Source organism: Pontimicrobium sp. IMCC45349 (genome assembly GCF_047219225.1).
GTDB lineage: Bacteria > Bacteroidota > Bacteroidia > Flavobacteriales > Flavobacteriaceae > IMCC45349.
The window spans coordinates 2,263,468-2,288,695 of sequence record NZ_CP178208.1; the positions used below are offsets into that span (position 1 = coordinate 2,263,468).

Sequence of the window (25,228 nt, forward strand, 5' to 3'; positions counted from 1 at the left end):
AATTATGGAGCATATTAATTTAGAATCATTTAGAGTTACTGAGCCAATTCAGTTAAGTAATCGCAAAACCAATTTGCATTTAGAAGTTGATGATGAGGTTGTCGAAAAAGAATTAAGACGTACTCGTAAAAAGCTAGGAAAGCTCCAAGATACAATGTATGCTCATGGTAAATATGCTGCATTAATTTGCTTACAAGGGATGGATACTGCTGGTAAAGACAGCTTAATACGTGAAGTTTTTAAAGATTTTAATGTAAGAGGTGTTGAAGTGCATAGCTTTAAGGTGCCTACTGAGCTCGAATTAAAACATGATTATATTTGGAGGCATTATATAGCATTACCTGCAAGAGGTAAGTTTGGTGTTTTTAATCGTACACATTATGAAAATGTATTAGTAACACGCGTGCACCCTGAGTATATTTTGAGTGAAAACATTCCTTCAGTTAATTCGGTTGAAGATATTGATGATGCTTTTTGGGATGCGCGATTTGAGCAAATAAATAATTTTGAAAAGCATATCTCAGATAACGGAACTATTATTTTTAAGTTCTTTTTACACTTATCTAAAGAAGAACAAAAAAATAGACTTTTACGTCGTTTAGATAAGAAAGAGAAGAATTGGAAGTTCTCAGCAGGCGATTTAAAAGAGCGAAAACTTTGGGATAATTATCAAGTTTGTTATGAAGATGCTTTAAATCGTACATCAAAACCACATGCACCTTGGTATACTATTCCTGCCGATAATAAACCTGTTGCAAGATATATGGTTGCAAAAATATTATATGATGCACTTAAAGCTTATACTGATATTCAAGAACCTGAATTAGATGATAAAACAAAAGCCCATTTATCAGAGTATAAAAATGCATTAGAAAATGAGTAAACTAAACCTTAGGGGAACTTTATAGTCTTAATAATATCATCATTAACTAAATAATAATTTAGTTTATTCATGCAACGATGATTAAATCCAGCTTAGGCTGGATTTTTTTATGAATAATTTATAAAAAAATCAATTACATAAATACTATATTTAGCTTTTTAATCATCAACTTAAATAAAACACTATCTAGATGAAAAAAATAATACTTCTACTAGCCATTTTAATATCAGTGACTATAAATGCGCAAACAGATGCCGAAAATATTAAGAAAATTTATGACACTTCATTAAGTAACGGTATGAGCTACCAATGGTTAGACTATTTATCAAATCAAATAGGAGGGCGTTTATCAGGATCGTTAAACGCAGAAAGAGCTGTTGAGTATACTAAAGAACAGTTAGAGGAACTAGGTTTAGATAAAGTGTGGTTACAACCAGTAATGGTGCCAAAATGGGTGAGAGGTAATCCTGAATTTGCATATATAGAAACTGCTCCAGGAGAAACGATAAATGTGAATATTTGCGCATTAGGTGGTTCTGTATCTACGCCTGCATTAGGAGTAAAAGCAAATGTTGTAGAAGTACAAGGTATTGATGAGTTAAAAGCTTTGGATAGAAAAGATGTAGAAGGCAAAATTGTGTTTTTTAATCGCGAAATGAATGAAACTTTAATAAATACATTTAATGCTTATGGAGGTTGTGTAGATCAACGTTATGCTGGTGCAATGGAAGCTGGAAAAATGGGAGCTGTAGGTGTAATTGTGCGTTCAATGACTTTGGCACAAGATGATTATCCACATACAGGAAGTATGACTTATGGCGATTTACCAAATAATCAACGTATTGCTTCTGCTGCTATAAGTACTAATGATGCCGATAAATTAAGTGGTATGCTTAAAATAGATAGTGATATTAAATTCTATTTTAAACAAAATTGTAAGCAGTTAAAAGATGTACTGTCATATAATGTAATTGGAGAAATTACAGGAAGTGAATATCCAAACGAGTATATTGTAGTTGGTGGTCATTTGGATTCTTGGGATATTGGAGATGGTTCGCATGATGATGGTGCAGGTGTGGTACAATCTATGGATGTTTTAAGAATGTTTAAAGAAACAGGAATTAAGCCTAAACGTACCTTAAGAGTTGTTTTATTTATGAATGAAGAAAATGGTTTAAGAGGTGGGAAAAAATATGCAGCCGAAGCAAAGCGAAAAGGAGAGAATCACATTTTTGCTTTAGAAAGTGATTCAGGTGGATTTACTCCAAGAGGATTTAGTTTTGATTGTAGTGATGCAAATTTTGAACAAATACTTAGTTGGAAACCTTTATTTAAGCCTTATTTAATTCACTATTTTGAAAAAGGAGGAAGTGGAGCAGATGTTGGACCTTTAAAAGCAGATAGTAATGTGCTTGCTGGTTTGCGTCCAGATTCACAACGTTATTTTGATCACCATCATGCTGCAAGCGATACCTTTGATGCTGTAAATAAACGTGAGTTGGAACTTGGTGCTGCAACTATGACTTCATTGGTGTATTTAATTGATAAGTATGGTATCAATCCAATAAGAATAAATCAACAATTAAAAGACTAATGTTATGAAAGCTAGATTTGTTTTTGCTTTATGTGTTTTATTAACAGGAAACTTGTTAGCACAAGATAAAACTTTACCATTTTATGAAATTCCTGAGGCGCCTTCAGTATATAATGAATGTACAGTAGTAGCTAGAATGATTGAAGGCTTAGGTTTTCGTTATTATTGGGCAACTGAAGGATTGAGAGCTGAAGACTTAGCTTATAAAGCGAGTGAATCTGGAAGAACTTCTGATGAAACAATTGACCATATTTATGGTTTGTCTAAGGTTATTGTAAATTCTGCTTTAAAAGTGCCTAATGAAAGAGGAGAAGAAGAAACTTTGTCGTTTGAAGAAAAGAGAAAAAAGACATTAGAGAATTTTAAAACAGCTGCAGATATTTTTAGAGTAAGTAAAAGTTTAGAGGAATTTACAATTGTTTTTAAAAGAGGTGGAAACACTTCAGAATTTCCATTTTGGAATCAAATAAATGGTCCAATAGAAGATGCAGTATGGCACTGTGGGCAAGTAGTAATGTTACGACGTGCTTCAGGAAATCCTTTTAGTTCTAATGTAAGTGTGTTTTCAGGAAAAGTAAAAGAGTAGGTTTATTTTATTTCAATTTGTTCACCTAAAAACTTAGGATCCACTCCAAAAATAATATCCAAAACAGCTTTGGCTCTTGCCAGATATTCTCTGTAATGTGTGCCTTTGCTATATTGAATACTTACATCTTTTGCATTAAATCCAATAGCTTTTATATCAAAATGAGACGCTAAGTAAATAGCACGTTCGTTATGAAACTTTTGAGAAATGACTGTAATGGCATCTTGACCAAAAATTTCTTTAGCTCTTACCATAGAATCTAGAGTTCTAAAACCTGCATAGTCTAAATAGATTTTACTCTCGGGAACACCTTGAGCAATAAGGTCTGCCTTAAAAGTTGAAGGCTCATCATAATCTTTTGATCCATTATCACCACTCACTAATATAAAATCTATTTTACCAGCTTTATACAGTTTTACTGCAGCTTCAACTCTGTATTTATAAAATAAATTTATGCGTCCATTATTAACATATTTACTCGCTCCTAAAAGGACACCCACTTTATTTTTAGGAATAGTATTAACCTCTGTAAACAACTTATCCTTGGCCTTGCGTTTTACTAGCTTATTAGGAATTAATATGCTACAAGAAAGTAATATGATAAGTAGGATTAGACGTTTGAGGAATTTTTTCATTTAGGATTTTTTGTTTGATTTAGAACTACAGTAAATATAACTTAATCAAGCCAAATATTATTATCCTATTTGATGTGAATTTGTATCCTTTAGGTTTTTAATTAAATAATAGGTAAGCGATAAAAAGACACCAAAACTTAAGGTAAATGCCCAAGCTTCAAAATGCGTATTTGGTTTTATTATAATGTCAATTATTTCATTAATTAACAGCTGTGGATGTTGTATAATATCCCAAGAATTAAAACGTAAAAAACGTCCTAAATACATGCCAAAACCTGTTAAAAAGAAAACACTAATTAGTACAGGTTTTATAAGATTGCTTTTTAGATTTTTCTTTAAAATATTTTCAAAATCCATAATACTTAAAAAGAATAGTATTAAACCGTTTAAAGCAAAAGAAGTAACTACAAGCACATCTAACCATAACATTTGAGTTTTACCCAATCTAAGATGCAATAAATCGGTAACAATGTAAGGAGCATTTGGTAAAAATAGTAGCCAAACTACAAACCAAAAAAGGAGAATGAATTTATTGACTTTGCCCTTGGAGGCAATATAAGTTGTAATAGCATATGGTATAACAGCAAGAAATAGGTTCCAAACCAAGAATAGATAAAAGAATGATTGGTTAAGTTTTATACGTAAGGACAATAAAACTACACTTAATGTTAATGATAAAAAAAGTAAACCTAATATTTGAAATCTATTTATAATAAGGGTTGTTAATGCGTTCATATTATTCGTTCTTTTTCTATTAATAAAATGGTTAATACACCTAATGTGTATGCAATTATGTCTTCAAAATGATATGTGCTGCCTAAAATTAGTTTAGCTATTGTACTGTTTTCTAAGTTTAAATACGCTAACAGGTTGAAGTATTGTAGTACCTCAATAACATATGCTATAATAAGTACGAAAGTTGCTACTGTAAAGGTTTTTGCTTTAACAAAACTTTTAATAAAACAGTATAATAAAATCACTACTAAGTAGTCTCCAAATGTATGTCGTATAAAACCTGATTTTAAAAAGTAGGCAATTAGTGCTTCAATTATTAATAACAGTATAAATAGCACAAAATATGTTTTGTTGTATGTGAGTGATTTTACCATTTGTTAAATTGAAATACGATGAGGATATAAATAAATGCAATAGGAATATTTACTAATAATATTCCTGCTGATGCAGCTAATTGTTTGCGATATTTTTCTTTAATAAATGCTGCGATTATGAGGCTTAAAAAAAGAATTGCGTTGATAAAGAATGCGGCAATGGTATAATATAAGCCAATAATCATAATACCTATTTCATCTTTTAAATAAATGTGTAGTATGAGAATAATTGTGCCTATTATAAAGCTAACAATGGCTGTTACTTTTCCAGAATTTATAAATGTGTTCATATGTTTATTAAATTAAAAAGTAAATCCTCGTTCTCGTTATAAGAACGAGGAAGTACTAACGCTAAATGAATAACTAACTAAACTAACCGTTGTTCCAGTCTATTTTTCTTGATACAAACATGACTGTTGCTAATATTAAGAATAGACCAATACTGCCTACTATTAGCGCATAATTTTCTAACTGAATAATCACATATATAAACGCATATAATGCTGTAAGAGATATCGCAATAAATAACGGAAACTTGAATGTTTTTAGTATAGACTTAGAGTATAATGTTATTAATAATATTACTGATACTCCAGCAATAAGGTAGGCTTTTAAAAAGTTACTGTGCTCAGATATAGATACTAATAAAGTATAAAACATAGTTAGTGCTAAGCCTATCATTAAATATTGGAATGGATGAATGTTTATTTTGCTCATGGTTTGTATAAGAAAGAAGACTAAAAAAGTAAGGCCAATAACTAAAAATCCGTATTTAGCTGAACGTTCACTTTTTTGGTATTCATCAACCATGACCATAAATTTTGTTCCAAACGCAAACTGATTTAAATTAGGAATGGTGTTTAAATATTGCTGTGAAAATGGTCTGTTTATATGTAATACTTTCCAGTTTGCTTTAAACCCTTCTTTAGTAATTTCTTTGGTTTCATCATCAGGTAAAAAATTACCTGTAAAACTTGGATCTGCCCAATTGGATGTCATTTGCATGGTAGTAGTTTTTCCAATTGGAACTACACGAATCATTTCACTACCATTAAATGCAATATTAAAATCGAAGTTAATGGCTTCATTTTTTGGAACATCACTTGTTTTTATAAAGTTAGACTCCAACTCATCCAAGTAGCTACTTTTATTATTAAAATTTGTATCGAATGAATAATTGTTTTTATTCATATTTATATTGACTTCGCTCTTTATACCTTTTAAGTTTGAGGTTTGCACGAGTATGGTAGCTTTGTCCCAAATAATATCTTCTTCTTTTATGTCTTTAGCACTAAGTTGAGGTATGCTATACTTACCAGAAAAAGCCATTTTAGTTGTAAACACTGCGGATTCAAAGTTGCCACGTTTAAGCGTTTTAGAATCTACTGTACTATTTGTATTTAGCATCTCAGGAAATATATAAGCATAATTAGTATGTGTTTGCGTCTCTATGAAATAGGTTTTTGTTTTTTCGTCGTAGGTTTTCTTTTCAGAATAAGTTTTATAAGGCAATTTTAATATAGGACCATAAACTAATACATCATTTCCCCATTTTTCGTTAATCTCTTTAACTACATCTTGTTGCCTCATTGCACGTTCGGTAATAAGACTATTAATGTATGATAATGGAATTAATAGAATAATGGTTAAAAGTCCTACCATAAGCATACGAGCTGTGATTGAAGTTTTTACCCAATGCCCAAATTTGTTTTTGTTTTGTTGAGGTTGCTGATTTTGATTTTCGATGATTTCCATAAGATACAGTTTAAGCGGTTTTACATTCTATATTTATTAATTGTTTTTTATTGAAAATTGCAGTTCTAAAGTCTGTAATAGATATTTTTAAAAGCTTTTTGTAATCATAATGATGAAAAGGATTTGCATTTTTTCCTAAGCAATATGATTTGTAGTAATATTTATAGTAATCTGGAAGAATAAGCAAGCCTAAAATCATTGCTCCATATAGGTATGGACTGCGTTTTCCATTGCCAAAACATAAGCATTGTAATGCAATTTCATCTTCAACATTTGTTCCATAACCTGTAATTACATGATACGCATCATGACGCTCCACTTTTGGTAGTAATTCAAAATCATTATCCTTTAAAAATGTTCCTAAACGAAATCCGATGCTGTGTGTAGGCAATTGTAATAAATCATTTGTAGTTAATCCCCAGGCTTTATTTTTTTTAAATAAAGACGTATAAATCTTTTGTGATTTATTAAAAAGCCATTTTATAAGTTGTTTTCTATATTCCATAAAGTACTTTGTTTTTCAAAGTTAAAATGTAAAAAAATATTACGTCTTATTTATTATACGTTCTAAAGCCTTGATATGGTTTTCGAATTCTTTTTTTCCTAAAGGAGTAGTACTATATTTTGTATTAGGTTTACGACCAATAAACTGTTTTTCAATTTTAATATATTCTACTTTTTCAAGAGCTTTTAAGTGACTAGCTAAATTACCGTCAGTAACATCTAAGAGTTCCTTTAGCATATTAAAATCGGCATACTCGTTTACCATAAGTATTGACATAATACCTAAACGTATGCGATGATCAAAAGCTTTATTTATGTTTGCGATTAAACTCATTAATAATTTAATATAACTAGTTTCCTGCTATTGGTGAGCCAAATATACCAACTCCCATTTCTGCCCACAATAAAAGTAGTAGAAGAAAGAGTAAAATAATTATAACAGTTCTATATTTTAAGTTTTTTATTTTATTAAATACAAAGTTAATTATTAATGCAGTTACTAAAAGTATGCCTCCAGCAATCACATAATCCATTAGTGTCCAATTTACACTTTCACTTATTTGTGATGCAATAAATGGAATCATTAAAATTGAGAATACAATTATAAATATGATTTTTAAAACCTTAAACTTCATAATGTTTATATTGTTAATCAATTATCTGTCATATTTAAAATGCATCCAAGCACCGTAAATAATATGACATACTCCAAAGCCTAAAGCCCAAAAGAAAAGCCCGAATCCTAAGTTCCAAACAGATAATAGTCCAATTAATATGAGAGTAATACCTAAATAACGAATGCCTCCAAGTGTATATTTGCTTGCATTAACACATGCTAATCCATAAAACACCAAAGTTAATGGAGCAATAAAAACAAAACTCTCTTTTTCTATTAATGCAAGAATAAAAAAGCCACCAGTAGCCAATGGGATCGCAAAGTTTATTAGTAATCGTTTACTTGATGCATCCCACATTTTTTCATTATTTTTTTTCGCTTTTTTCCAACTAAGAATAATGCCTGTAAGTATTGATAAAATTACCACTCCAAAGGCTATTGCAAATAACTGAATCATTTCTAGCTCATATAATACTATGGTTGTATAATCATCACCAATGTTTTGTGTTACATATATAATATTATAAGCTAGATAAGCACCAATAAGAGCATATATACCTGCTAATACTCCAGATAAACCACTAAGTGATAGAAATCGAGATGATTTGTTCATCAAATTTTTTATTTCTGCTAAGTCGTCTATATATTTTTTATTCTCCATAGTAAAGTACTTTGAAAAACAAAGTTATGTAATTTTAATGAATTTGCAATTAAAGTTTTCTTAATTTTGAAATATGAGACCTATAGATGAATATTTTATTAACCAAAAAGAGCCATACCAATCTATAATGCTGTATGTACGTAGCTTTATATTAAATGCGCTTCCAGAAGTAGAGGAGAAGTATAGTTATAAAATTCCGTTTTATAATTGTCATAACAAACCTATGGTTTATCTCAATATTTTAAAGGGAAGAGATTATGTTGATATTGCTTTTGTACAAGGCATTTTGCTTGAAAAGGATTTTCCTATTCTTAAAAACGATAATAAGCGCAAACAAGTAAGATCTATTCAATTAAAATCTATAGAAGATTTAGACCAAGAAAACTTTGTTGAATTACTGCACGCAGCTTCAAAATCGTTAAGTAAGAGTAAAAAAGCTTGGTTTATATAGCTAGTAGTATTAAGACTTTATTACTAAAGTGCATTAATAGTTTTTCTAATAGCTACTAGGTTTGTAAGTAAGCCTTCTAGATAATCTAAATGAAGCATATTAGCCCCATCACTTTTTGCATTTGCAGGATCAAAATGAGTTTCAATAAATAGACCATCGACATTATTAACAACTCCAGCTCTAGCAATAGTTTCAATCATGTCAGGACGACCTCCAGTAACACCACTTGACTGATTTGGTTGTTGTAAAGAGTGTGTTACATCTAATACAGTTGGAGCAAATTGACGCATGGTAGGAATGCCTCTAAAATCTACAATCATATCTTGATATCCAAACATAGTACCTCTATCGGTAATCCACGCTTTATCACTTCCCGAGTCTTTTACTTTTTGTACTGCATGTTGCATCGCTTCAGGGCTCATAAACTGGCCTTTTTTAAGGTTTACAACTTTTCCTGTTTTAGCAGCAGCTACTACAAGCTCAGTTTGTCTAACCAAAAACGCAGGTATTTGTAATACATCTACATATTGTGCTGCTAATGCTGCGTCTGATGCTTCATGTATATCTGTAACTGTAGGAACATCAAATGTATCTGATACTTTTTTAAGAATTTTAAGTGCTTTTTCATCACCAATTCCTGTAAAACTATCAATTCTACTTCTATTTGCTTTTCTGAAGCTACCTTTAAAAACGTAAGGGATTTCTAATTTATCAGTAATAGAAATAACTTTTTCAGCTATACGTAAAGCCATATCTTCACTTTCTATAGCACAAGGTCCTGCAAGAAGAAAGAAGTTGTCTGAATTGGCGTGTTTTATTTTAGGAATTTGATTAAGATTCATGAACTTAAAATTTAAGCCACAAATATAATCAAATTAAAAGGTCTGTTTTAAACTATTTCGAATAATCCAAAGTGACATTAAAAAATTTAGCAAAACAACAAAGCCACTATAGATAATCACACCTTTTGCAATTTGAATTGAAGGTACATTAAGTAAATTAGAAAAGTAACCAAGAATTAAATAGGACGATAAACAAACAAAAGTAATTCCCAAAGTAAAGTTTAATTGTTTGTTAGGTTTTATAAGTTGCCATAAAAAAGGGATCCCAAATAATAAAATAGGATAAGCTGTTAATCCTTCACTTCTATTTACATTAGTAAACCAATAGGCAACAATTGCAATAAAATAGAGATAAGGAATGTGGTTCGCATACTTGTTTAAAAATTTCATCTGCATGATTTTTTGGGTTATTGTCAGATGTAATTTTCCATTACTTTTTTATGCGGTTGGTAGTTTATAATGGACTATTACTGTTAATCGTTTAATAAATAACGTAATAATTTTGAGCTTATTTTTGATACTCTTCAGAATAACAAAACTTTAACAAAATCATTTAAAGTGTTTTTAAAGCCTAAATTCTTAAAATTAAACGTACCTTTGCACGCTTAAAATATTCAGGTATGACTAATATTAAAAATATCGCAATTATTGCACACGTAGATCATGGTAAAACTACTTTGGTAGATAAAATCATGTACCATTGTCAACTGTTTCGTGAAAACGAAAATACAGGAGACCTAATTCTAGATAATAACGATTTAGAAAGAGAACGTGGAATTACAATTACTTCCAAAAACGTATCAGTTACTTATAAGGATACAAAAATCAATATTATTGACACTCCTGGTCACGCCGATTTTGGAGGAGAAGTAGAGCGTGTTCTTAATATGGCAGATGGTGTTTTACTATTAGTAGATGCTTTTGAAGGCCCAATGCCACAAACACGTTTTGTATTACAAAAAGCGATTAGTTTAGGCTTAAAACCTTGTGTGGTTGTAAATAAAGTTGATAAAGAAAACTGTACTCCTGATGAGGTGCATGAAGCTGTTTTTGATTTAATGTTTGAATTAGGAGCAGAAGAATGGCAGTTAGATTTTCCAACGGTTTATGGTTCGGCTAAGAACAATTGGATGAGTGAAGATTGGAAAAATGAAACTGATAGCATTGAACCATTATTAGAAATGGTGTTAGATCATATTCCTTCTCCTAAAGTTGAAGAGGGAACAACACAAATGTTAATCACATCTTTAGATTATTCATCTTTTACAGGAAGAATTGCAATTGGACGTTTACAACGTGGTGAGTTAAAAGCTGGAATGCAAGTATCTCTTGTAAAGAGAGATGGTAGCATAGTGAAATCTAAGATTAAGGAATTACATACGTTTGAAGGATTAGGTCGTAAAAAAGTAGATGAAGTATTCGCAGGAGATATATGTGCTATTGTTGGACTTGAAGGTTTTGAAATTGGAGATACTATTGCAGATTTAGAGAACCCTGAAGGATTACAAACTATTGCTATTGATGAGCCAACAATGAGTATGTTATTTACAATTAACGATTCACCTTTCTTTGGAAAAGATGGAAAGTTTGTAACATCAAGACATATAAAAGAGCGTTTAACTAAAGAGCTTGAGAAAAACTTAGCATTAAGAGTTCAAGAAACTGATAGTGCAGATAAGTTTATGGTGTTTGGTAGAGGTGTATTGCATTTATCTGTTCTTATTGAAACAATGCGTCGTGAAGGATACGAATTACAAATTGGTCAGCCACAAGTTATCATTAAAGAAATTGATGGTGTTAAATGTGAGCCAGTTGAAGAAATGACTATTGATTTACCAGAAACAGTTTCAGGTAAAGCAGTAGAAATGGTAACGATGCGTAAAGGAGAGCTTTTAAGTATGGAAGCTAAAGGAGATAGAATGGTTTGTGAGTTTTTAGTGCCTTCAAGAGGAATTATTGGTTTACGTAATCAACTACTAACAGCAACTGCTGGTGAAGCAATTATGGCACACCGTTTTAAAGAGTATCAGCCATTAAAAGGAGGTATTCCAGAACGTCAAAATGGATCTTTAGTGTCTATGGAAAAAGGAACAGCTATTCCTTATTCTATTGATAAATTACAAGAAAGAGGTAAGTTTTTTATTGATCCAGGAGAAGAAATTTATGAAGGTCAAGTAATTGGAGAAAACTCTCGTGGTGATGATATGGTTGTTAATGTTACGAAAACTAAAAAGTTAAGTAACGTACGTAGTGCTGGAGCTGATGATAAAGCTAAAATTGTACCAGCTATTAAGTTTTCGTTAGAAGAAGCTTTAGAATATATTCAAAAAGATGAATATGTTGAAGTAACACCAAACTTTTTACGTTTACGTAAGGTGTTATTAAAAGAAGTTGACAGAAAAAGAAGTAAGGCTATATAATAATTGGTGTAAAACCAATACATTTAAAGAGAAAATCAATTTTGATTTTCTCTTTTTTTATGAAAATTAAAATTTAAAATAAACTATGGAATTTTTAGGAGTATCAATAACAGAATGGGTTGGTTACTTAGCTATGGTAACATTATTAGTGTCTTTTATGATGAAGAATATAAAAAAGCTTAGAATTATTAATTCTTTTGCTTGTGCATTCTTTGTTATATATGGATTTATGTTAGCTACTTCATGGCCAATAATAATATCTAACGCTTCAATTATTGGTATTAATTTATATTATTTGTTTGTTAAGAAAAATTAGTATTTTCACGCTGTAAATCAACTAATTCATTAACCAATTTTTTCAGTAGAAAGATATACAAGTAAGCATAAACAACTTTGGGATACTTTTGTGTCTAAAGCTAAAAATGCTACTTTCTTATTCCATAGAGATTTTATGGAGTATCATCAAGATAGGTTTGATGATTTTTCTTTAATGGTTTTTAAAGATGATAAGTTAGTAGGTATTCTTCCAGCAAACATTCAAGGACATACTGTTTACTCGCACCAAGGTTTAACTTATGGAGGTTTACTTGTTGAAGCAAAAATGAAATTAAATGATTTCATACATTGCTTTTCAACAATTTTAGAATATTCACATAAGTCAGGATTTCAAGGTTTATATATTAAAATTCTACCATCAATTTACAATGTATTACCTAATGATGAATTAGAGTATCTAATGTTTGTGTTAAATGCTCAATTAGAAAGGAGAGATGCGCTTTCAGTTGTAGATATGACTCATAAAACTGAAATATCTAGAGACAGGAAAGCAGGTTGTAAAAGGGCTAAGAAACAAGGCTTAGAAATAAGAGAAGACAATAATTTTGAATTGTTTTGGAATAAAATTTTAATACCTAATTTAGAATTAAAGCATCAAGCTAAACCAGTACATGAACTAAATGAAATCAAGTTATTATGTGAGAAATTTCCTGATAATATTAGACAATTCAATGTTTATAAAGATGATGAAATTGTAGCTGGTACTACAATTTTTGAAACTGAACAGGTTGCTCATTCACAATACATTTCAGGGAATCAGGATAAAAATACCTTAGGAAGTTTAGATTTTTTACACTATGAGTTAATAAATAATGTTTTTAATGAAAAGCTATATTTTGATTTTGGAATTTCTAATGAAGAGCAAGGTAAAAAGATCAATAAAGGATTAAATTATTGGAAGGAAGGTTTTGGAGCACGAACAATAATGCAAAGTTTTTATTTAGTAAAAACTAAAAATTATGGCTTACTAAAAGATGTTATGATATGATTGAGTTTTTTAATCTAAAGGAATATAACAGTAGATTTGAGGATGAGTTTAAAGATTCATACTCTAAGTTTCTAGATTCTGGATGGTACATTTTAGGAGAGAACCTTAAGATGTTTGAAAAAAACTATGCTAAGTATTGTAATGTAAAGTATTGTATTGGTGTAGCTAATGGGTTAGATGCATTAAACTTAATTTTTAAAAGTTATATAGAGTTAGGGAAACTAAAGCTTAATGATGAAGTAATAGTACCAGCTAATACTTATATAGCTACAATCCTATCTATAATTCAATCTGGTTTAAAACCAGTATTTGTAGAGCCTGATGAAAAGAGTTTAAATATTTCAATAGAAGAAGCTACTAAAGCTATAACAAATAGAACAAAGGCAATTTTGACTGTTCATTTGTATGGCCAATTAGCAAATATGGATGCAATTAATGAACTAGCAAAAGAATATGGTTTACTAGTTGTTGAAGATGCAGCACAGGCTCATGGGGCAGTTGATGTTAAAGGAAATAAAGCTGGAAGTTTGAGTGATGCAGCAGCATTTAGTTTTTATCCTTCAAAAAATCTTGGAGCATTAGGAGATGGTGGTGCTATCACTACAAATGATGAAGAGTTAATGACTGTTTTAAGAAAGATGAGAAACTATGGAACTTCTTCCAAATACGTAAATGATATTATTGGATATAATTCAAGGTTAGATGAGTTACAAGCAGTTTTTTTAAATATCAAGTTAAAAAGCTTAGATGACGATAATTTAAAAAGAATGCAAATTGCTAAGCAGTACATAGAAGAAATAAAATCAGATAAAATAGAGCTTCCTTATTGGTCTAAGCAAAAGGATCATGTTTTCCATCAATTTGTAATTAGAGTAAAAAATAGAGCTAAATTTTTAGCTTATATGAAATTGCATAAAGTAGGAACATTAATTCACTATCCAATTCCGCCTCATAAGCAAAAAGCACTTTCAGATTATAAACAATTACAATTAACAATTACAGAAAAGATTCATGAGGAAGTTGTAAGTATTCCTATTAGTCCATTAATGCCTAAAGAACATATTGATGCAGTCATTAAAATTTTAAATGCCTACTAATTGAAGAAGTTAATTGATTATATAAATAGAAAAGTATTAGTAAAAGTAGTTTGGTTACACTCTGCTACTGTTACAGTTAAAATAATAGCAGGTTTTTTAACTACAAAATTTATTGCAATATTTATAGGTGCTGAAGGTTTAGCACTAATAGGGAATTTACGCAACTTTTTAACAGCTTCTCAGTCGTTTGCTACTGCTGGATTATATAAGGGAATTGTAAAATATATTGGCGAGTATAAAAATGATGCTGTTAAGTTAAGTAAAACTATTTCTACAGCTTATTATATTGGTTTTTTAGCTACTATTTTATTGAGTTTCTTATGCTATTTTAATTCAGAGACTATTAATAATTTAATATTTTCTACCAATTATAACTTTGCTTATGTAATAAAAGTTATGGCATTAGCATTGCCTTTTTATGCGCTTAACTTGTTTTGCTTCTCCATAATGAATGGATTTGCGAAGTATAAATTCCTAATGATAATTAATATTATTGGGCAAATAATGGGATTAGCGGTAACCTTACTGTTAATTTATCAAGATAAGATAGATGGTGCTTTAGTTGCTGTAGTAATTTCTCCTTCACTAATCTTTTTAATAACATTGGTAGGTATTTTACAAAGAAGGAACCTAATAGGTAGTATAAAAGTAAGTAATATTGATTTTGACTGGATTAAAAAGTTAAGTCCTTTTGCGATTATGGCTATTGTGTCTGGTGTGGCTTTACCATTAATGTCTATTGCAGTACGAAATTATATTATAGAAACTCAAGGAATGGCTGATGCAGGTTATTGGGAAGCAATGAATAGAATATCTTCTTATTACCTATTATTTGTAAACTCTATAATGACACTTTATTTTTTACCTCGTTTTACAGAAATTGATAATAAACAAGAGTTTAGAGATGAAGTCTTTAATTTTTATAAAACAATTATTCCTGTTTTTGGATTAGGTTTATTTACAATATACTTATTAAAACCATTTATTGTAGCGATATTTTTAACTGATGAATTTACCATAGTTGAAACCCTTTTTGGATGGCAATTGTTAGGTGATTTAGTTAAGGTGCTATCTGTAGTTATAGCCTATCAGTTTGTTGCTAAAAAAATGTTTTATCATTTTATTATTACAGAAATATTTTTAGTAGTAATGACTTATGTAACTAGTGTTTATTTTGTAGATATATATGGTGTTAAAGGAGCCAATATAGCTCATTTTGTAAGTTATGTTATGTACTATATTATTATTCTTTTAATATTTGGTAGTTCTCTTTTTGGTATCTTACCAGAAGAAGAGCGTATTGATGATGATTAATTAAAGTATCCATCTTATTGGTAAAATTAAAAAACTATATAGCTAATAATATTCTCATAAGAATAGCTTCTTTAAATTCTGTTTCAGTTTTTACAAAGATTATTTCTGGGTTGTTAACATCTAAAGCAATTGCTTTTTTTGTAGGAGCAGAAGGGTTAGCTTTATTAGGAAATTTAAGAAACTTCATGTCTTCCATTCAATCATTGTCTATTTTAGGATTATCTAAAGGAACTGTAAAATATATTGCCGAGTTTAAGTCTAATAATGAGGAGCTTTCCAAGTTGGTTTCTACTATTTATATTTTAAGCTTTTTAGTAACTATTATTATGTCATTTTATTGTTATTTTAATTCGATATCAATAAGTGAGGCAATATTTGCAGGTAATAACCAATATGATTATATAATTAAAGTTTTTGCTGTCGCATTACCATTTTATGCTTCAAATGCTTTTTTAATTTCTGTATTGAATGGTTTAACAAAATTTAAAAAGGTACTGCTTATCAATATACTTTCTCAGATTATAGGAGTTTCTATTACTTTGTTTTTAATATTAAATTATAGCATAAATGGCGCATTAATATCTTTAGTGCTAATTCCTGTAGTTTTATTTCTTATAACACTGTTTTGGGTGTCAGATTTTAAGGGTGTTGTTAAATTAATAAGTGTAAATAATGTTAGCGCTAGACATTTAAAAAGCCTTAGTGCATTTTCTATGATGGCTCTTTTTTCGGCCATAGTTATTCCTTTAGTACTATTATATATAAGATTATATATTATTGAGAATATTGGTGAAAGTTACGCTGGATTTTGGGAAGCAATTACAAGGATATCTAAATATTATTTAATGTTTGTAACTTCTTTATTGGCATTATATATACTTCCTAAATTTTCAATATTAAAGACAGACAGGGAGTTTAAAAATGAAGTCTTTAAGTTTTATAAAACTATTATACCTTTTTTTGGATTAGGGTTAGTGATTATTTATTTTTTAAGAGAGTATATAATTAGGTTTGTCTTCACAAAAGAATTTTTACCTGTTCAAGATCTATTTTTATGGCAATTGGTTGGAGATTTTTTTAAAGTTTTATCTCTAGTGATAGCATATCAGTTTTTTGCTAAAAAAATGTTCTGGTACTATTTATTAACCGAGTTGTTTTCAGTCGTAGTATTATATATTCTAAGTATTGTATTAATAGATATTTATGGGCTTAAAGGTGTTACAATGGCACATGCTTTAAGTTACTTATTGTATTATTTATTAATATTATTGATTTTTAGGAAGAAATTATTTTCTTGATGTTTTTAATAAATAATTTTAATCTATAATAGAGTTTTGGTAGAATAGAGTATAAATTATCCAGTATTATTTTATTTTTTGATTCTAAATTAAGAGGGATATTTAGACTAAAATCTTCGTAATTATTTAAGCTAAAGGCTTTATTTAGATAATTCAGTTTTCTGTTAAAAGCATTTTGCTCATGAATTACTTGTATCCAAAGAGCTTTTTCTGAATAGTTTACTTTCTTATAAGTATTATCCCATTTATTATGAGGTTTATCTAAAATAGTTTTAAAATTACTGCTGTGCTCTATAATGCTTACAAAAGGATTTAATTTACTATTAAAAATGAGTAGTTCACTCTTTTGTGGATTATCCTTTAAATAAAATTTATAACCATTATTTAAATCAATAATAGTATTGTGTTGTGTTATGAATTTTTTTTGAATAGTGCTAATAAAATCTTTATTCAGTATATCGTCGTTGTCCAAACGGCTAGTAATAATAAACTTATCATTGTTAGTAATTTGAGTGCTAATAAAATTTTTAACACCAATTTTTAAATTTTGAAAACCATCAATATAAATAGCGTTATAGTTTTTATAGTTTTTAAGAATTGAGTCAATCTTATTTTTGTATTCAATAGGTGTATCTATATCAAAGCAAAGACACCAAATAAAGTTTTGCTTAGATTGGTTTATAACAGATGGTAAACAATATTTTTCAAATAACTCAAATCGATTTTCTAACCAATCATTAGAAAGTGGATTTAAGATTAAATTGTCTTTTAAAGTTTGCTTGTTTTTAAGGTTAAAACGTGTAATTAAAAAGTGCTTCATTAATTAGCAGTTGTCCATGTGTTAATGTATTTTTTAGCAATTTCAATATAATTATGCTCTTTTTCAATAAAAGCTCTTGCGTTTTTAGAGATTTCTGAAATTTTTTGTGGATTTAAAATTAACCATTCTAGTTTATCTACTATTTGTTTAGTGTTAGGAGTTGCATTTATCGCTACAGTATCTTCTTTTAAATTATAATATTCTAACCACTCTTTTTCTGCGCCAGTAAAAACTACTTTACCTTTTGCCATAGCTTCCAAAGCATTAAAACCTTGATCGTAACCATAAACCTGATCTAATAATATATGACAATCGTTATAAAGTTTAATATATTCTTCATAAGGAACGCTATAGGTTGTGTGGATTTCTATTTTGTCACTGTATTTTTTGTTTATAATCTCTAAAGCTTCAAAAAAGTATTTGTTGCCTTTTTTGTGTTGAGCTTTAATGTTTACCCCATGAAATATTTTAATTTTATCGTTTACAAAATTTGGAATAAACTCAATATTTTTAGTGTTTATTGGATTAGGCATTAAGCCTAGATACTTTTTGTTGCCTTTTAAAGGAAGGTGATAGTCCATATCAGAAGCTAAAATGCCATTACAATTTGAATAAGCAAAGTTGTGAAGTTTAACATGTTCTTCTTCTAACTGTGAAAGAATAAATTGATATTTCTTCTTATTAGATTTTCCTTCTAAAAATGGATCTAAAAAACTATACTTAAACTTCCTTTCAACCATATATTTTATAGAGTAATAATCTATGCCACAAGATAAAATAAACAACTTTTTTGTGTGTTTTAAAATGTATGCTAATGACTTTATTTCATATTTAGGAATTGTTCCTAATGAATTTTCGCTTATAAGTTGAGTAATATCAAATTGACCTAGTTTTTTTAACTCCTTTTTTAATTGATTGTGTTTAATTATTGAATCTAGGTCTATATTAGTTAATCTATAAATGAGAGTTCTTATTTTTTTTAAATAAGAATTGTTGAAAACCCCTTTAATTTCAATGTCTATTGGATATTTTTTGAAGCCATCTCCACTGCCAATTATTGTAACTTCGTGCCCTAAATTTTGTAGTCCTTCCTTTAGGGAATTATGCAGTCTACTATACTCTCCAATCAATAAAATTCGCATAAAAAAACACTATATTTACAACAAAAGTAATAAAAACTAATTCATGCATGAAGGAAGTTGATTTTGAAATATTATTATCAACAATGTTTAGAGAAAATTTAGATTTTTTAAATCCAATGTTTAAAAATAATTCTCTAAAAAATATTGCAATACTTATTGTAAATCAAACTACAGAGGATAAAATATTGACTTCAAATTCATCTAACATTAGAGTTATTAATTCTTTTGAAAAAGGATCGCCAAATAGCAGAAATTTAGCTATCAAAAATGCAGTTGGAGATATTTGTTTAATGGCAGATGATGATGTTGAGTATTTGGAAGATTTTGCTCAAATTGTTTTAAATGCATATAAAAAGAATAAAGATGCAGATGTTATAACCTTTGAAGCTCTTAATAAGAATGGAGATAAGTATATGAGTTATCCTAAATATGGTTACCATACTAAAGAAAGTTTATTTCAAGTAAATAATATTGGTATCTCTTTTAAAAGAGCTTCTGTACAGGGAAATAGTGTGTTGTATAGTCCTTTTTTTGGAGTAGGAGCTTTATTTCCAGGTTGTACTGAATATGTGTTTTTAAGGAATGCTAAAGATAAAGGTTTAAACATGATGCATGTTGACAAACCATTGTCTATCCATCGTAATATATCTTCAGGTAAAAAGCAAGGTAGTGATAATGCTATTTTCGCAAGAACTGCTTTAAGATATAGGTATTTTAAATGGTTTAGTTTACCTTGGCTTTTAAATTATTTAAGATTTATTTTGTCTAGAGGATATATTACTCGTGGTGAATTGCGTTATAAGTTTTTTGTAGGAATTAAGGCTATAAAGATCTATAGGAAATTAGAAAAGGAAGGGAAAATGATTTAATAAGTAATGAAAGTTAGCATAATAGAAATACCAAAAATAGAAGACACTAGAGGAAATTTAGCTGTTATTGAAAAAGATATCATTCCTTTTGAGATTAAAAGGGTATATTATTTATTTGATGTCCCAAGTAATGCATATCGAGGAGGACATGCTCATAAACAATTAATGCAATTTATTATTCCTTTAAGCGGAAGCTTTGATGTGGTTTTAGATGATGGAAAAGAAAAAACAAGAGTTATGTTAAATAAACCACATAAAGGGTTATTAATACCAACAGGAGTTTGGAGGGAAATAGATAACTTTTCTTCTGGCGCTGTATGTTTAGTATTAGCTTCAGAAGAGTTTTCTGAAGAAGACTATATAAGAGATTATGAAGAGTTTATTAAATTTAAATCTTAGTTTTCATCAGCTCACAAAAATATCCCAATCTATAAATATCAAATAAAAAAAGATTAGGTTGCTTACCTAGAATTTGTTTTTCAATAATAGGTTTTAAAAAAGAGAATATATTACGAAACATATAAACTGTTTTTGTTGCTTTTAACTTGTTAAATGCCTTTAGAAGGCTAATGTCGTGTTTGTTAATTTTTTTATCAGTACTTAGATTTACTAATGTAGCAACAGCCTTTTTTGTTTTGTTTAAATAATCTGTATTAGTATCAATCCCTAAATGATAAACTTCATTGTCTATATGTTTAATCTTTATGTTTTTATTTTTTAGTAAAGAACCAAATAAATAATCTAATCCATAAGAGTTTCCAGTATCTACGGCATTAAGGTTAATGAATGTGTCTTTTTTAATTAAGAAATTAGCCGAAATTATAACTTTATATGGTGTTTTATTTCTAATTTCAGCTGCAACCTCTTCACGATGTTTTCCAAAAGTATACCTAAGACTTTTACTATTGTCTGTGTTGTTTTTTATATAAGCAAAACCACCAAAAATTGCATCGTAATTATTGTTGGTTTCTTTTAAATAAGTACTTAAAAATGTATCGGATTTAGGAATAACATCCGAGTCTAGAAATAATAACCAATCATACTTTGCTTCTGTTGCTAACAATTGTCTGTTAAGTGTTCTACCAAGATTGTTTTGATTTATTTTAAATGAACAATTTTGTAATTGATTTATTTTTTCATTTTCAAAATTCATTGTTGTAGAAGAACCATCATCACGACATATAATTTCAAAAATAATATCTTCCGATTTAATTTGCTTTAATACAGCTTCAACTAAAGGTAAAGCGTTATAATTATATGTTGGAATAAGTATAGAAAGCATATTGTTTAAATATACTACACAATTTAGTGAAAACTAACCTTTGCGTTGCACAACTTCAAAAACTTTGTTCTCATCACATTTAAGTGTTTTGCTTGGGTATTTAAGTAATAAGGCATAATCATGCGTCGCCATAAAAATTGTGTGTCCTTTTTTGTTTAAGTCTTGTAAAACTTCCATAACCTCAATACTAGTTTGAGGGTCTAGATTTCCCGTAGGTTCATCTGCTAAAATAAGCTCTGGGTCATTTAATAAAGCTCTGGCAATAGCTACACGCTGCTGCTCACCTCCAGAAAGCTCGTAAGGAAATTTAAAACCTTTACTTTGCATATCTACTTTAGTAAGTACAGCTTCAATTTTAGATTTTATTTCCGATTTGTCTTTCCAACCTGTAGCTTTTAAAACAAACTCTAAATTATCATTAATTGTTCGGTCGTTTAAAAGTTTAAAGTCTTGAAAAACAACACCTAGTTTTCGTCTTAAAAAAGGAATGTCTTTTTCCTTCATGGTTTTTAGGTTAAAACCAACAATAGAACCTTCACCTTTAGTAAGTTCTAAATCACCATAAAGAGTTTTTAAAAAACTACTTTTTCCAGTTCCTGTTTTACCAATTAAATAAACAAAATCACCTTTGTTCATTTCAAAATTAACAGCTTCTAACACTAAGTTGTCACCTTGAAAAATAGAAGCATCTTTAAGTTGTAAAACAGTTTCAGACATGTAAATTGTAGTTTTTGTAAGTGTTGTAAAAGTATTATTTTAAAATTGAAAGTAAAAAGAGAAATACTTAAAAGTTGAAAATCAATTTACTTTGGCATATTAGTTGCAAAAAAATTAACATTTAATAAGTTGGTTTATAATTAACCAAAATTTATAACGTTATAAATACGATATAAATTATCTTTGATTCTCAACAAAAAACGATGTTAATGACTAAAAAGAAATTACTTGTATTGATACTAGCAATAGTGTCAAATTTCTGTATTCAAGCACAGCAGTCTGTAGCTTACACAAGCAGTTTAGTAGATTTTCAAAAAGCACTTTCACTTTATAATAGTAAACAATATTTAGCAGCTCAAACTTTGTTTAATAAGATTGAAGACAATGCTAAAGAAGAAGTGTTAAAATCAGATTGCGCCTACTATATCGCTAATTGTGCAGTTAGACTAAACCAGCAAAATGCAGACGATTTAATTGAAAGATTTGTAGAAAATTATCCTACAAGCACAAAAAGAAATACAGCTTATACAGATGTAGCAGACTATTATTTCGAAAATTCAAAGTTTGCCTATGCTCGTAAGTGGTATGAAAAGGTAGATGAAGAAGCTTTATCAAGAACAGAAAGAGAAAAATTTAATTTCAATTTTGGCTATAGTAATTATATAACTAAAAATCATAGAGATGCTAAAAAGTATTTAACTAAGGTTGAAAATTCTGAAGAGTATGGCTCACAAGCTAAATACTATATTGGTTTTATGGCTTATGAAGGTGACGATTACGATAAAGCCTCAGAGTATTTTGACCAAGTAAGCGACAATGAGAAATACCAAGAAAAATTATCGTATTACCAAGCCGATTTAAATTTTAAACTTGGAAATTTTGAAAAGGCAATTGAGTTAGCTAAGGCGCAATTACCAAATAGTAGTGATGAAGAGATTTCAGAATTATCTAAGATTATTGGAGAGAGTTATTTCAACCTGAAACAATATAATGAAGCAATTCCTTACTTAAATGATTACCAAGGGAAAAATGGACGTTGGACAAATACAGATTTTTACCAATTAGGATACGCTTATTACAAGCAAAACGATTTTGAAAAAGCAATTTCTGAATTCAATAAAATTATTGATGGTAATAATAGTGTTGCCCAAAACGCATATTACCATTTAGGTGAAAGCTATATTAATTTAGGGAAAAAATCAGAAGCTTTAAATGCATTTAGAAATGCTTCGCAAATGGATTTTGATTTAAAAATTCAAGAGGATGCTTGGTTAAACTACGCTAAAATTAGTTACGAAATAGGTAACCCTTACCAATCGGTACCTCAGGTTTTAGCAGGTTATTTAATTAAATATCCTGATACAGCTTATAAAGAAGAGATTGAAACGTTATTAATTGATTCTTATATCACATCAAAAAACTATAAAGAAGCTTTAAACTTACTAGAAGGAAAAAAGAGCTTTGAAAATAAAGTAGCTTATCAAAAGGTAGCTTTTTATAGAGGAATTGAATTGTATAATGAAAGTAATTACTTAGAGTCTAAGTCGTTTTTTGAGAAATCGTTAAGCGAACCAAGAGATGAAAAGTATACAGCAAGAGCAACATTTTGGAAGGCAGAAACAGATTATAATTTAACAAATTATGATGATGCTTTAGTAGGCTTTAAACAGTTTCAAGGAAACACAATTGCAAGCTCAACTCCAGAAATAAAAAATATAGATTATAATCTTGCTTATACCTATTTTAAGCAAAAAAACTATACGAGAGCAACAACCTATTTTCAAGATTATATCTCAAAAAATAGTGATGATAAGGTAAGACGTAACGATGCTTACTTGCGTCTTGGAGATGGTCATTTTGTGTCTAGTAATTATAATGAAGCCATTAAAGCTTATGATAAAGCTATAAGTATAGGTGAGATTGAACCAGATTATGCATTCTTTCAAAAAGCTATTAGTTATGGCTATTTAGGGAAAAGTACAGATAAAATTAATGGTCTTGAAGATTTTGTAAATTCATATAATACCTCAAGTTTAAGAGACGATGCGCTGTACGAACTTGGAAATTCTTATGTGAAAAAGAATCAAATAGAGAAAGCAATGGAAAAGTACAATCAGTTAAATACTGAGTATCGTACAAGCCCATTTGTATCTAAAGCGTTACTTAGGCAAGGTTTAGTGTATTATAATAGTGGCGAAAATCAATCTGCTTTAACCAAATTCAAAACAGTTGCAAGTAATTATCCTGGAACACCTGAAGCGTTGCAAGCTGTGTCATCTGCACGATTAATTTATATAGACTTAGGGAGCGTTGATGAATATGCTGCTTGGGTAAAAACATTAGATTATGTAGATGTAACAGATGTAGATTTAGATAATACTACTTTTGAAGCAGCCGAAAAACAATATTTAGCAAACAATACTAATAAAGCTATTAAACAATTTAATGGCTATTTAAATGAGTTCCCTAATGGAATTCATGCATTAAAAGCACACTTTTATGTAGCGCAATTGTATTATAAAGACGATTTAAAAGGTAATGCTAAGTCACATTATCAATACGTTATTGAAAAACCAGCAGGTGAATTTACAGAAGTTGCTTTAACACGATTGTCTGAAATCTTGTTGCTAGATAAAAATTGGCTAGAAGCAATTCCTGTTTTAGAACGATTAGAATTAGAGGCTGATTACCCTCAAAATATCATTTTTGCACAATCTAACTTAATGAAAGCTAATTATCAATTAAATAATTATGACAACGCAGTTAGTTATGCCGAAAAAGTTTTAGGCAATTCGCGATCTGATGCTAATGTAAAAAGTGACGCACATGTTATTATTGCGCGTTCTGCAATGAAAACTGGAGATGAGGTTAAAGCTAAGGCTGCTTATGCTGAAGTAGAGAAGTTAGCCTCAGGAGAATTGGCTGCTGAAGCACTTTATTATAATGCTTATTTTAAAAATAAAGAAGGTAAGCATGAAGCATCCAATACAACAGTTCAAAAATTAGCAAAAGACTATTCTAGTTATAAATATTATGCAGCAAAAGGCTTAATAGTAATGGCAAAAAACTATTATGCTTTAAACGATGCTTATCAAGCAACTTATATTCTAGAAAGTGTTATTCAAAACTTTGCTGAGTTTGAAGATGTAGTGGAAGAAGCACAATTAGAATTAAATAAAATTAAAACCGAACAAGCAAAAACAAACGCTTCTGTTGAAACTGAAGACGGAAATTAATTTCATCAAAATCAAAAACAAATCAAATTATGCTTAAATACAGCTTTCAAAATATGGTCACATCGAGCGCAGT

General features: G+C 29.2%; 28 protein-coding genes. 13 read left to right on the plus strand and 15 right to left on the minus strand.

The features are described from left to right. Positions 1-4 precede the first annotated feature (4 nt). The 3 genes from ACLII3_RS10580 to ACLII3_RS10590 all read left to right on the plus strand — a co-directional run bounded on the left by ACLII3_RS10580 (position 5) and on the right by ACLII3_RS10590 (position 3,063). Positions 5-883, plus strand: a complete 879-nt coding sequence (locus tag ACLII3_RS10580) for a PPK2 family polyphosphate kinase (RefSeq protein WP_412984200.1) — start codon at positions 5-7, stop codon at positions 881-883. Positions 884-1,073: 190 nt separating this feature from the next. Beyond that, entirely contained in the window at positions 1,074-2,477 is a 1,404-nt protein-coding gene (locus ACLII3_RS10585) for a M20/M25/M40 family metallo-hydrolase (protein ID WP_412984201.1), read from the plus strand. 4 nt (positions 2,478-2,481) lie between these two features. After that, complete coding sequence (locus ACLII3_RS10590) at positions 2,482-3,063, plus strand: hypothetical protein (RefSeq protein ID WP_412984202.1); 582 nt, start codon at positions 2,482-2,484, stop codon at positions 3,061-3,063. 2 nt (positions 3,064-3,065) lie between these two features. On the opposite strand, the gene ACLII3_RS10595 is transcribed toward ACLII3_RS10590, so the two are convergent. The 9 genes from ACLII3_RS10595 to ACLII3_RS10635 form a co-directional block, all read right to left on the minus strand. After that, entirely contained in the window at positions 3,066-3,698 is a 633-nt protein-coding gene (locus ACLII3_RS10595) for a vancomycin high temperature exclusion protein (protein ID WP_412984203.1), read from the minus strand. Positions 3,699-3,758: 60 nt separating this feature from the next. After that, positions 3,759-4,433, minus strand: a complete 675-nt coding sequence (locus ACLII3_RS10600; RefSeq protein ID WP_412984204.1) for a DUF1361 domain-containing protein — start codon at positions 4,431-4,433, stop codon at positions 3,759-3,761. Beyond that, the gene (locus ACLII3_RS10605) at positions 4,430-4,807 is read right to left on the minus strand and encodes a DUF2809 domain-containing protein (RefSeq protein ID WP_412984205.1); all 378 of its coding nucleotides are present in this window, start codon (positions 4,805-4,807) and stop codon (positions 4,430-4,432) included. The genes ACLII3_RS10600 and ACLII3_RS10605 overlap by 4 nt, the downstream gene beginning before the upstream one ends. Further along, on the minus strand, positions 4,801-5,097 hold the full coding sequence (locus ACLII3_RS10610; protein ID WP_412984206.1) for a hypothetical protein: 297 nt from the start codon (positions 5,095-5,097) through the stop codon (positions 4,801-4,803). The genes ACLII3_RS10605 and ACLII3_RS10610 overlap by 7 nt, the downstream gene beginning before the upstream one ends. An 82-nt stretch (positions 5,098-5,179) precedes the next feature. Further along, complete coding sequence (gene creD / locus ACLII3_RS10615) at positions 5,180-6,562, minus strand: cell envelope integrity protein CreD (protein WP_412984207.1); 1,383 nt, start codon at positions 6,560-6,562, stop codon at positions 5,180-5,182. Positions 6,563-6,572: 10 nt separating this feature from the next. After that, entirely contained in the window at positions 6,573-7,067 is a 495-nt protein-coding gene (locus tag ACLII3_RS10620) for a Coq4 family protein (RefSeq protein WP_412984208.1), read from the minus strand. Between the two features lie 39 nt (positions 7,068-7,106). Then, positions 7,107-7,400 carry a winged helix-turn-helix domain-containing protein gene (locus ACLII3_RS10625; protein ID WP_412984209.1) on the minus strand — a complete coding sequence of 98 codons (294 nt, stop codon included), beginning with the start codon at positions 7,398-7,400 and terminating at the stop codon, positions 7,107-7,109. A gap of 16 nt (positions 7,401-7,416) precedes the next feature. Beyond that, positions 7,417-7,701, minus strand: a complete 285-nt coding sequence (locus ACLII3_RS10630) for a hypothetical protein (protein WP_412984210.1) — start codon at positions 7,699-7,701, stop codon at positions 7,417-7,419. 21 nt (positions 7,702-7,722) lie between these two features. Beyond that, a complete protein-coding gene (locus ACLII3_RS10635; protein WP_412984211.1) occupies positions 7,723-8,343 on the minus strand; it encodes a hypothetical protein in 621 nt (206 codons plus the stop codon). Positions 8,344-8,416: 73 nt separating this feature from the next. On the opposite strand from ACLII3_RS10635, the gene ACLII3_RS10640 reads away from it, so the two are divergent. Beyond that, positions 8,417-8,794: a DUF1801 domain-containing protein gene (locus ACLII3_RS10640; protein WP_412984212.1), complete on the plus strand. Its 378-nt coding sequence runs from the start codon at positions 8,417-8,419 to the stop codon at positions 8,792-8,794. A 23-nt stretch (positions 8,795-8,817) separates the two neighbouring features. On the opposite strand, the gene kdsA is transcribed toward ACLII3_RS10640, so the two are convergent. Together kdsA and ACLII3_RS10650 are read right to left on the minus strand one after the other, a co-directional pair. Next, positions 8,818-9,636 (minus strand): 3-deoxy-8-phosphooctulonate synthase, encoded by an 819-nt coding sequence (kdsA, locus tag ACLII3_RS10645; protein WP_412984213.1) that lies wholly within the window; start codon positions 9,634-9,636, stop codon positions 8,818-8,820. Positions 9,637-9,669: 33 nt separating this feature from the next. Beyond that, entirely contained in the window at positions 9,670-10,026 is a 357-nt protein-coding gene (locus tag ACLII3_RS10650; RefSeq protein ID WP_412984214.1) for a hypothetical protein, read from the minus strand. A 230-nt stretch (positions 10,027-10,256) separates the two neighbouring features. Here ACLII3_RS10650 and typA point away from each other — a divergent pair, with 230 nt between their 5' ends. The 6 genes from typA (at position 10,257) to ACLII3_RS10680 (ending at position 17,089) form a co-directional block, all read left to right on the plus strand. After that, entirely contained in the window at positions 10,257-12,056 is a 1,800-nt protein-coding gene (gene typA, locus ACLII3_RS10655; RefSeq protein ID WP_412984215.1) for a translational GTPase TypA, read from the plus strand. Positions 12,057-12,141: 85 nt separating this feature from the next. Further along, positions 12,142-12,372, plus strand: a complete 231-nt coding sequence (locus ACLII3_RS10660; protein ID WP_412984216.1) for a uroporphyrinogen decarboxylase — start codon at positions 12,142-12,144, stop codon at positions 12,370-12,372. A gap of 90 nt (positions 12,373-12,462) precedes the next feature. Further along, a complete protein-coding gene (locus tag ACLII3_RS10665; RefSeq protein WP_412984217.1) occupies positions 12,463-13,380 on the plus strand; it encodes a GNAT family N-acetyltransferase in 918 nt (305 codons plus the stop codon). Next, positions 13,377-14,477, plus strand: coding sequence for a DegT/DnrJ/EryC1/StrS family aminotransferase (locus tag ACLII3_RS10670; RefSeq protein ID WP_412984218.1), 1,101 nt, complete (start codon positions 13,377-13,379; stop codon positions 14,475-14,477). The genes ACLII3_RS10665 and ACLII3_RS10670 overlap by 4 nt, the downstream gene beginning before the upstream one ends. Continuing rightward, on the plus strand, positions 14,478-15,791 hold the full coding sequence (locus ACLII3_RS10675; RefSeq protein WP_412984219.1) for an O-antigen translocase: 1,314 nt from the start codon (positions 14,478-14,480) through the stop codon (positions 15,789-15,791). Positions 15,792-15,808: 17 nt separating this feature from the next. After that, entirely contained in the window at positions 15,809-17,089 is a 1,281-nt protein-coding gene (locus ACLII3_RS10680; RefSeq protein ID WP_412984220.1) for an O-antigen translocase, read from the plus strand. Here ACLII3_RS10680 and ACLII3_RS10685 read toward each other — a convergent pair. Together ACLII3_RS10685 and ACLII3_RS10690 are read right to left on the minus strand one after the other, a co-directional pair. Next, positions 17,067-17,909 carry a glycosyltransferase gene (locus tag ACLII3_RS10685; RefSeq protein WP_412984221.1) on the minus strand — a complete coding sequence of 281 codons (843 nt, stop codon included), beginning with the start codon at positions 17,907-17,909 and terminating at the stop codon, positions 17,067-17,069. The genes ACLII3_RS10680 and ACLII3_RS10685 overlap by 23 nt on opposite strands. Next, complete coding sequence (locus ACLII3_RS10690) at positions 17,909-19,051, minus strand: glycosyltransferase (protein WP_412984222.1); 1,143 nt, start codon at positions 19,049-19,051, stop codon at positions 17,909-17,911. Before ACLII3_RS10690 ends, ACLII3_RS10685 begins: the two co-directional genes overlap by 1 nt. A 47-nt stretch (positions 19,052-19,098) precedes the next feature. Between ACLII3_RS10690 and ACLII3_RS10695 the strand changes: the two genes are divergently transcribed. Both ACLII3_RS10695 and ACLII3_RS10700 read left to right on the plus strand, forming a co-directional pair. Continuing rightward, complete coding sequence (locus tag ACLII3_RS10695; protein ID WP_412984223.1) at positions 19,099-19,920, plus strand: glycosyltransferase family A protein; 822 nt, start codon at positions 19,099-19,101, stop codon at positions 19,918-19,920. A 6-nt stretch (positions 19,921-19,926) separates the two neighbouring features. Continuing rightward, complete coding sequence (locus ACLII3_RS10700) at positions 19,927-20,319, plus strand: sugar 3,4-ketoisomerase (RefSeq protein ID WP_412984224.1); 393 nt, start codon at positions 19,927-19,929, stop codon at positions 20,317-20,319. Here the strand turns inward: ACLII3_RS10700 and ACLII3_RS10705 are convergent. Beyond that, positions 20,309-21,202, minus strand: a complete 894-nt coding sequence (locus ACLII3_RS10705; RefSeq protein ID WP_412984225.1) for a glycosyltransferase family 2 protein — start codon at positions 21,200-21,202, stop codon at positions 20,309-20,311. The genes ACLII3_RS10700 and ACLII3_RS10705 overlap by 11 nt on opposite strands. A 33-nt stretch (positions 21,203-21,235) precedes the next feature. Next, the gene (locus tag ACLII3_RS10710; RefSeq protein ID WP_412984226.1) at positions 21,236-21,919 is read right to left on the minus strand and encodes a cell division ATP-binding protein FtsE; all 684 of its coding nucleotides are present in this window, start codon (positions 21,917-21,919) and stop codon (positions 21,236-21,238) included. 209 nt (positions 21,920-22,128) lie between these two features. Here ACLII3_RS10710 and ACLII3_RS10715 point away from each other — a divergent pair, with 209 nt between their 5' ends. After that, a complete protein-coding gene (locus tag ACLII3_RS10715; protein WP_412984227.1) occupies positions 22,129-25,155 on the plus strand; it encodes a tetratricopeptide repeat protein in 3,027 nt (1,008 codons plus the stop codon). Positions 25,156-25,228 lie beyond the last annotated feature (73 nt).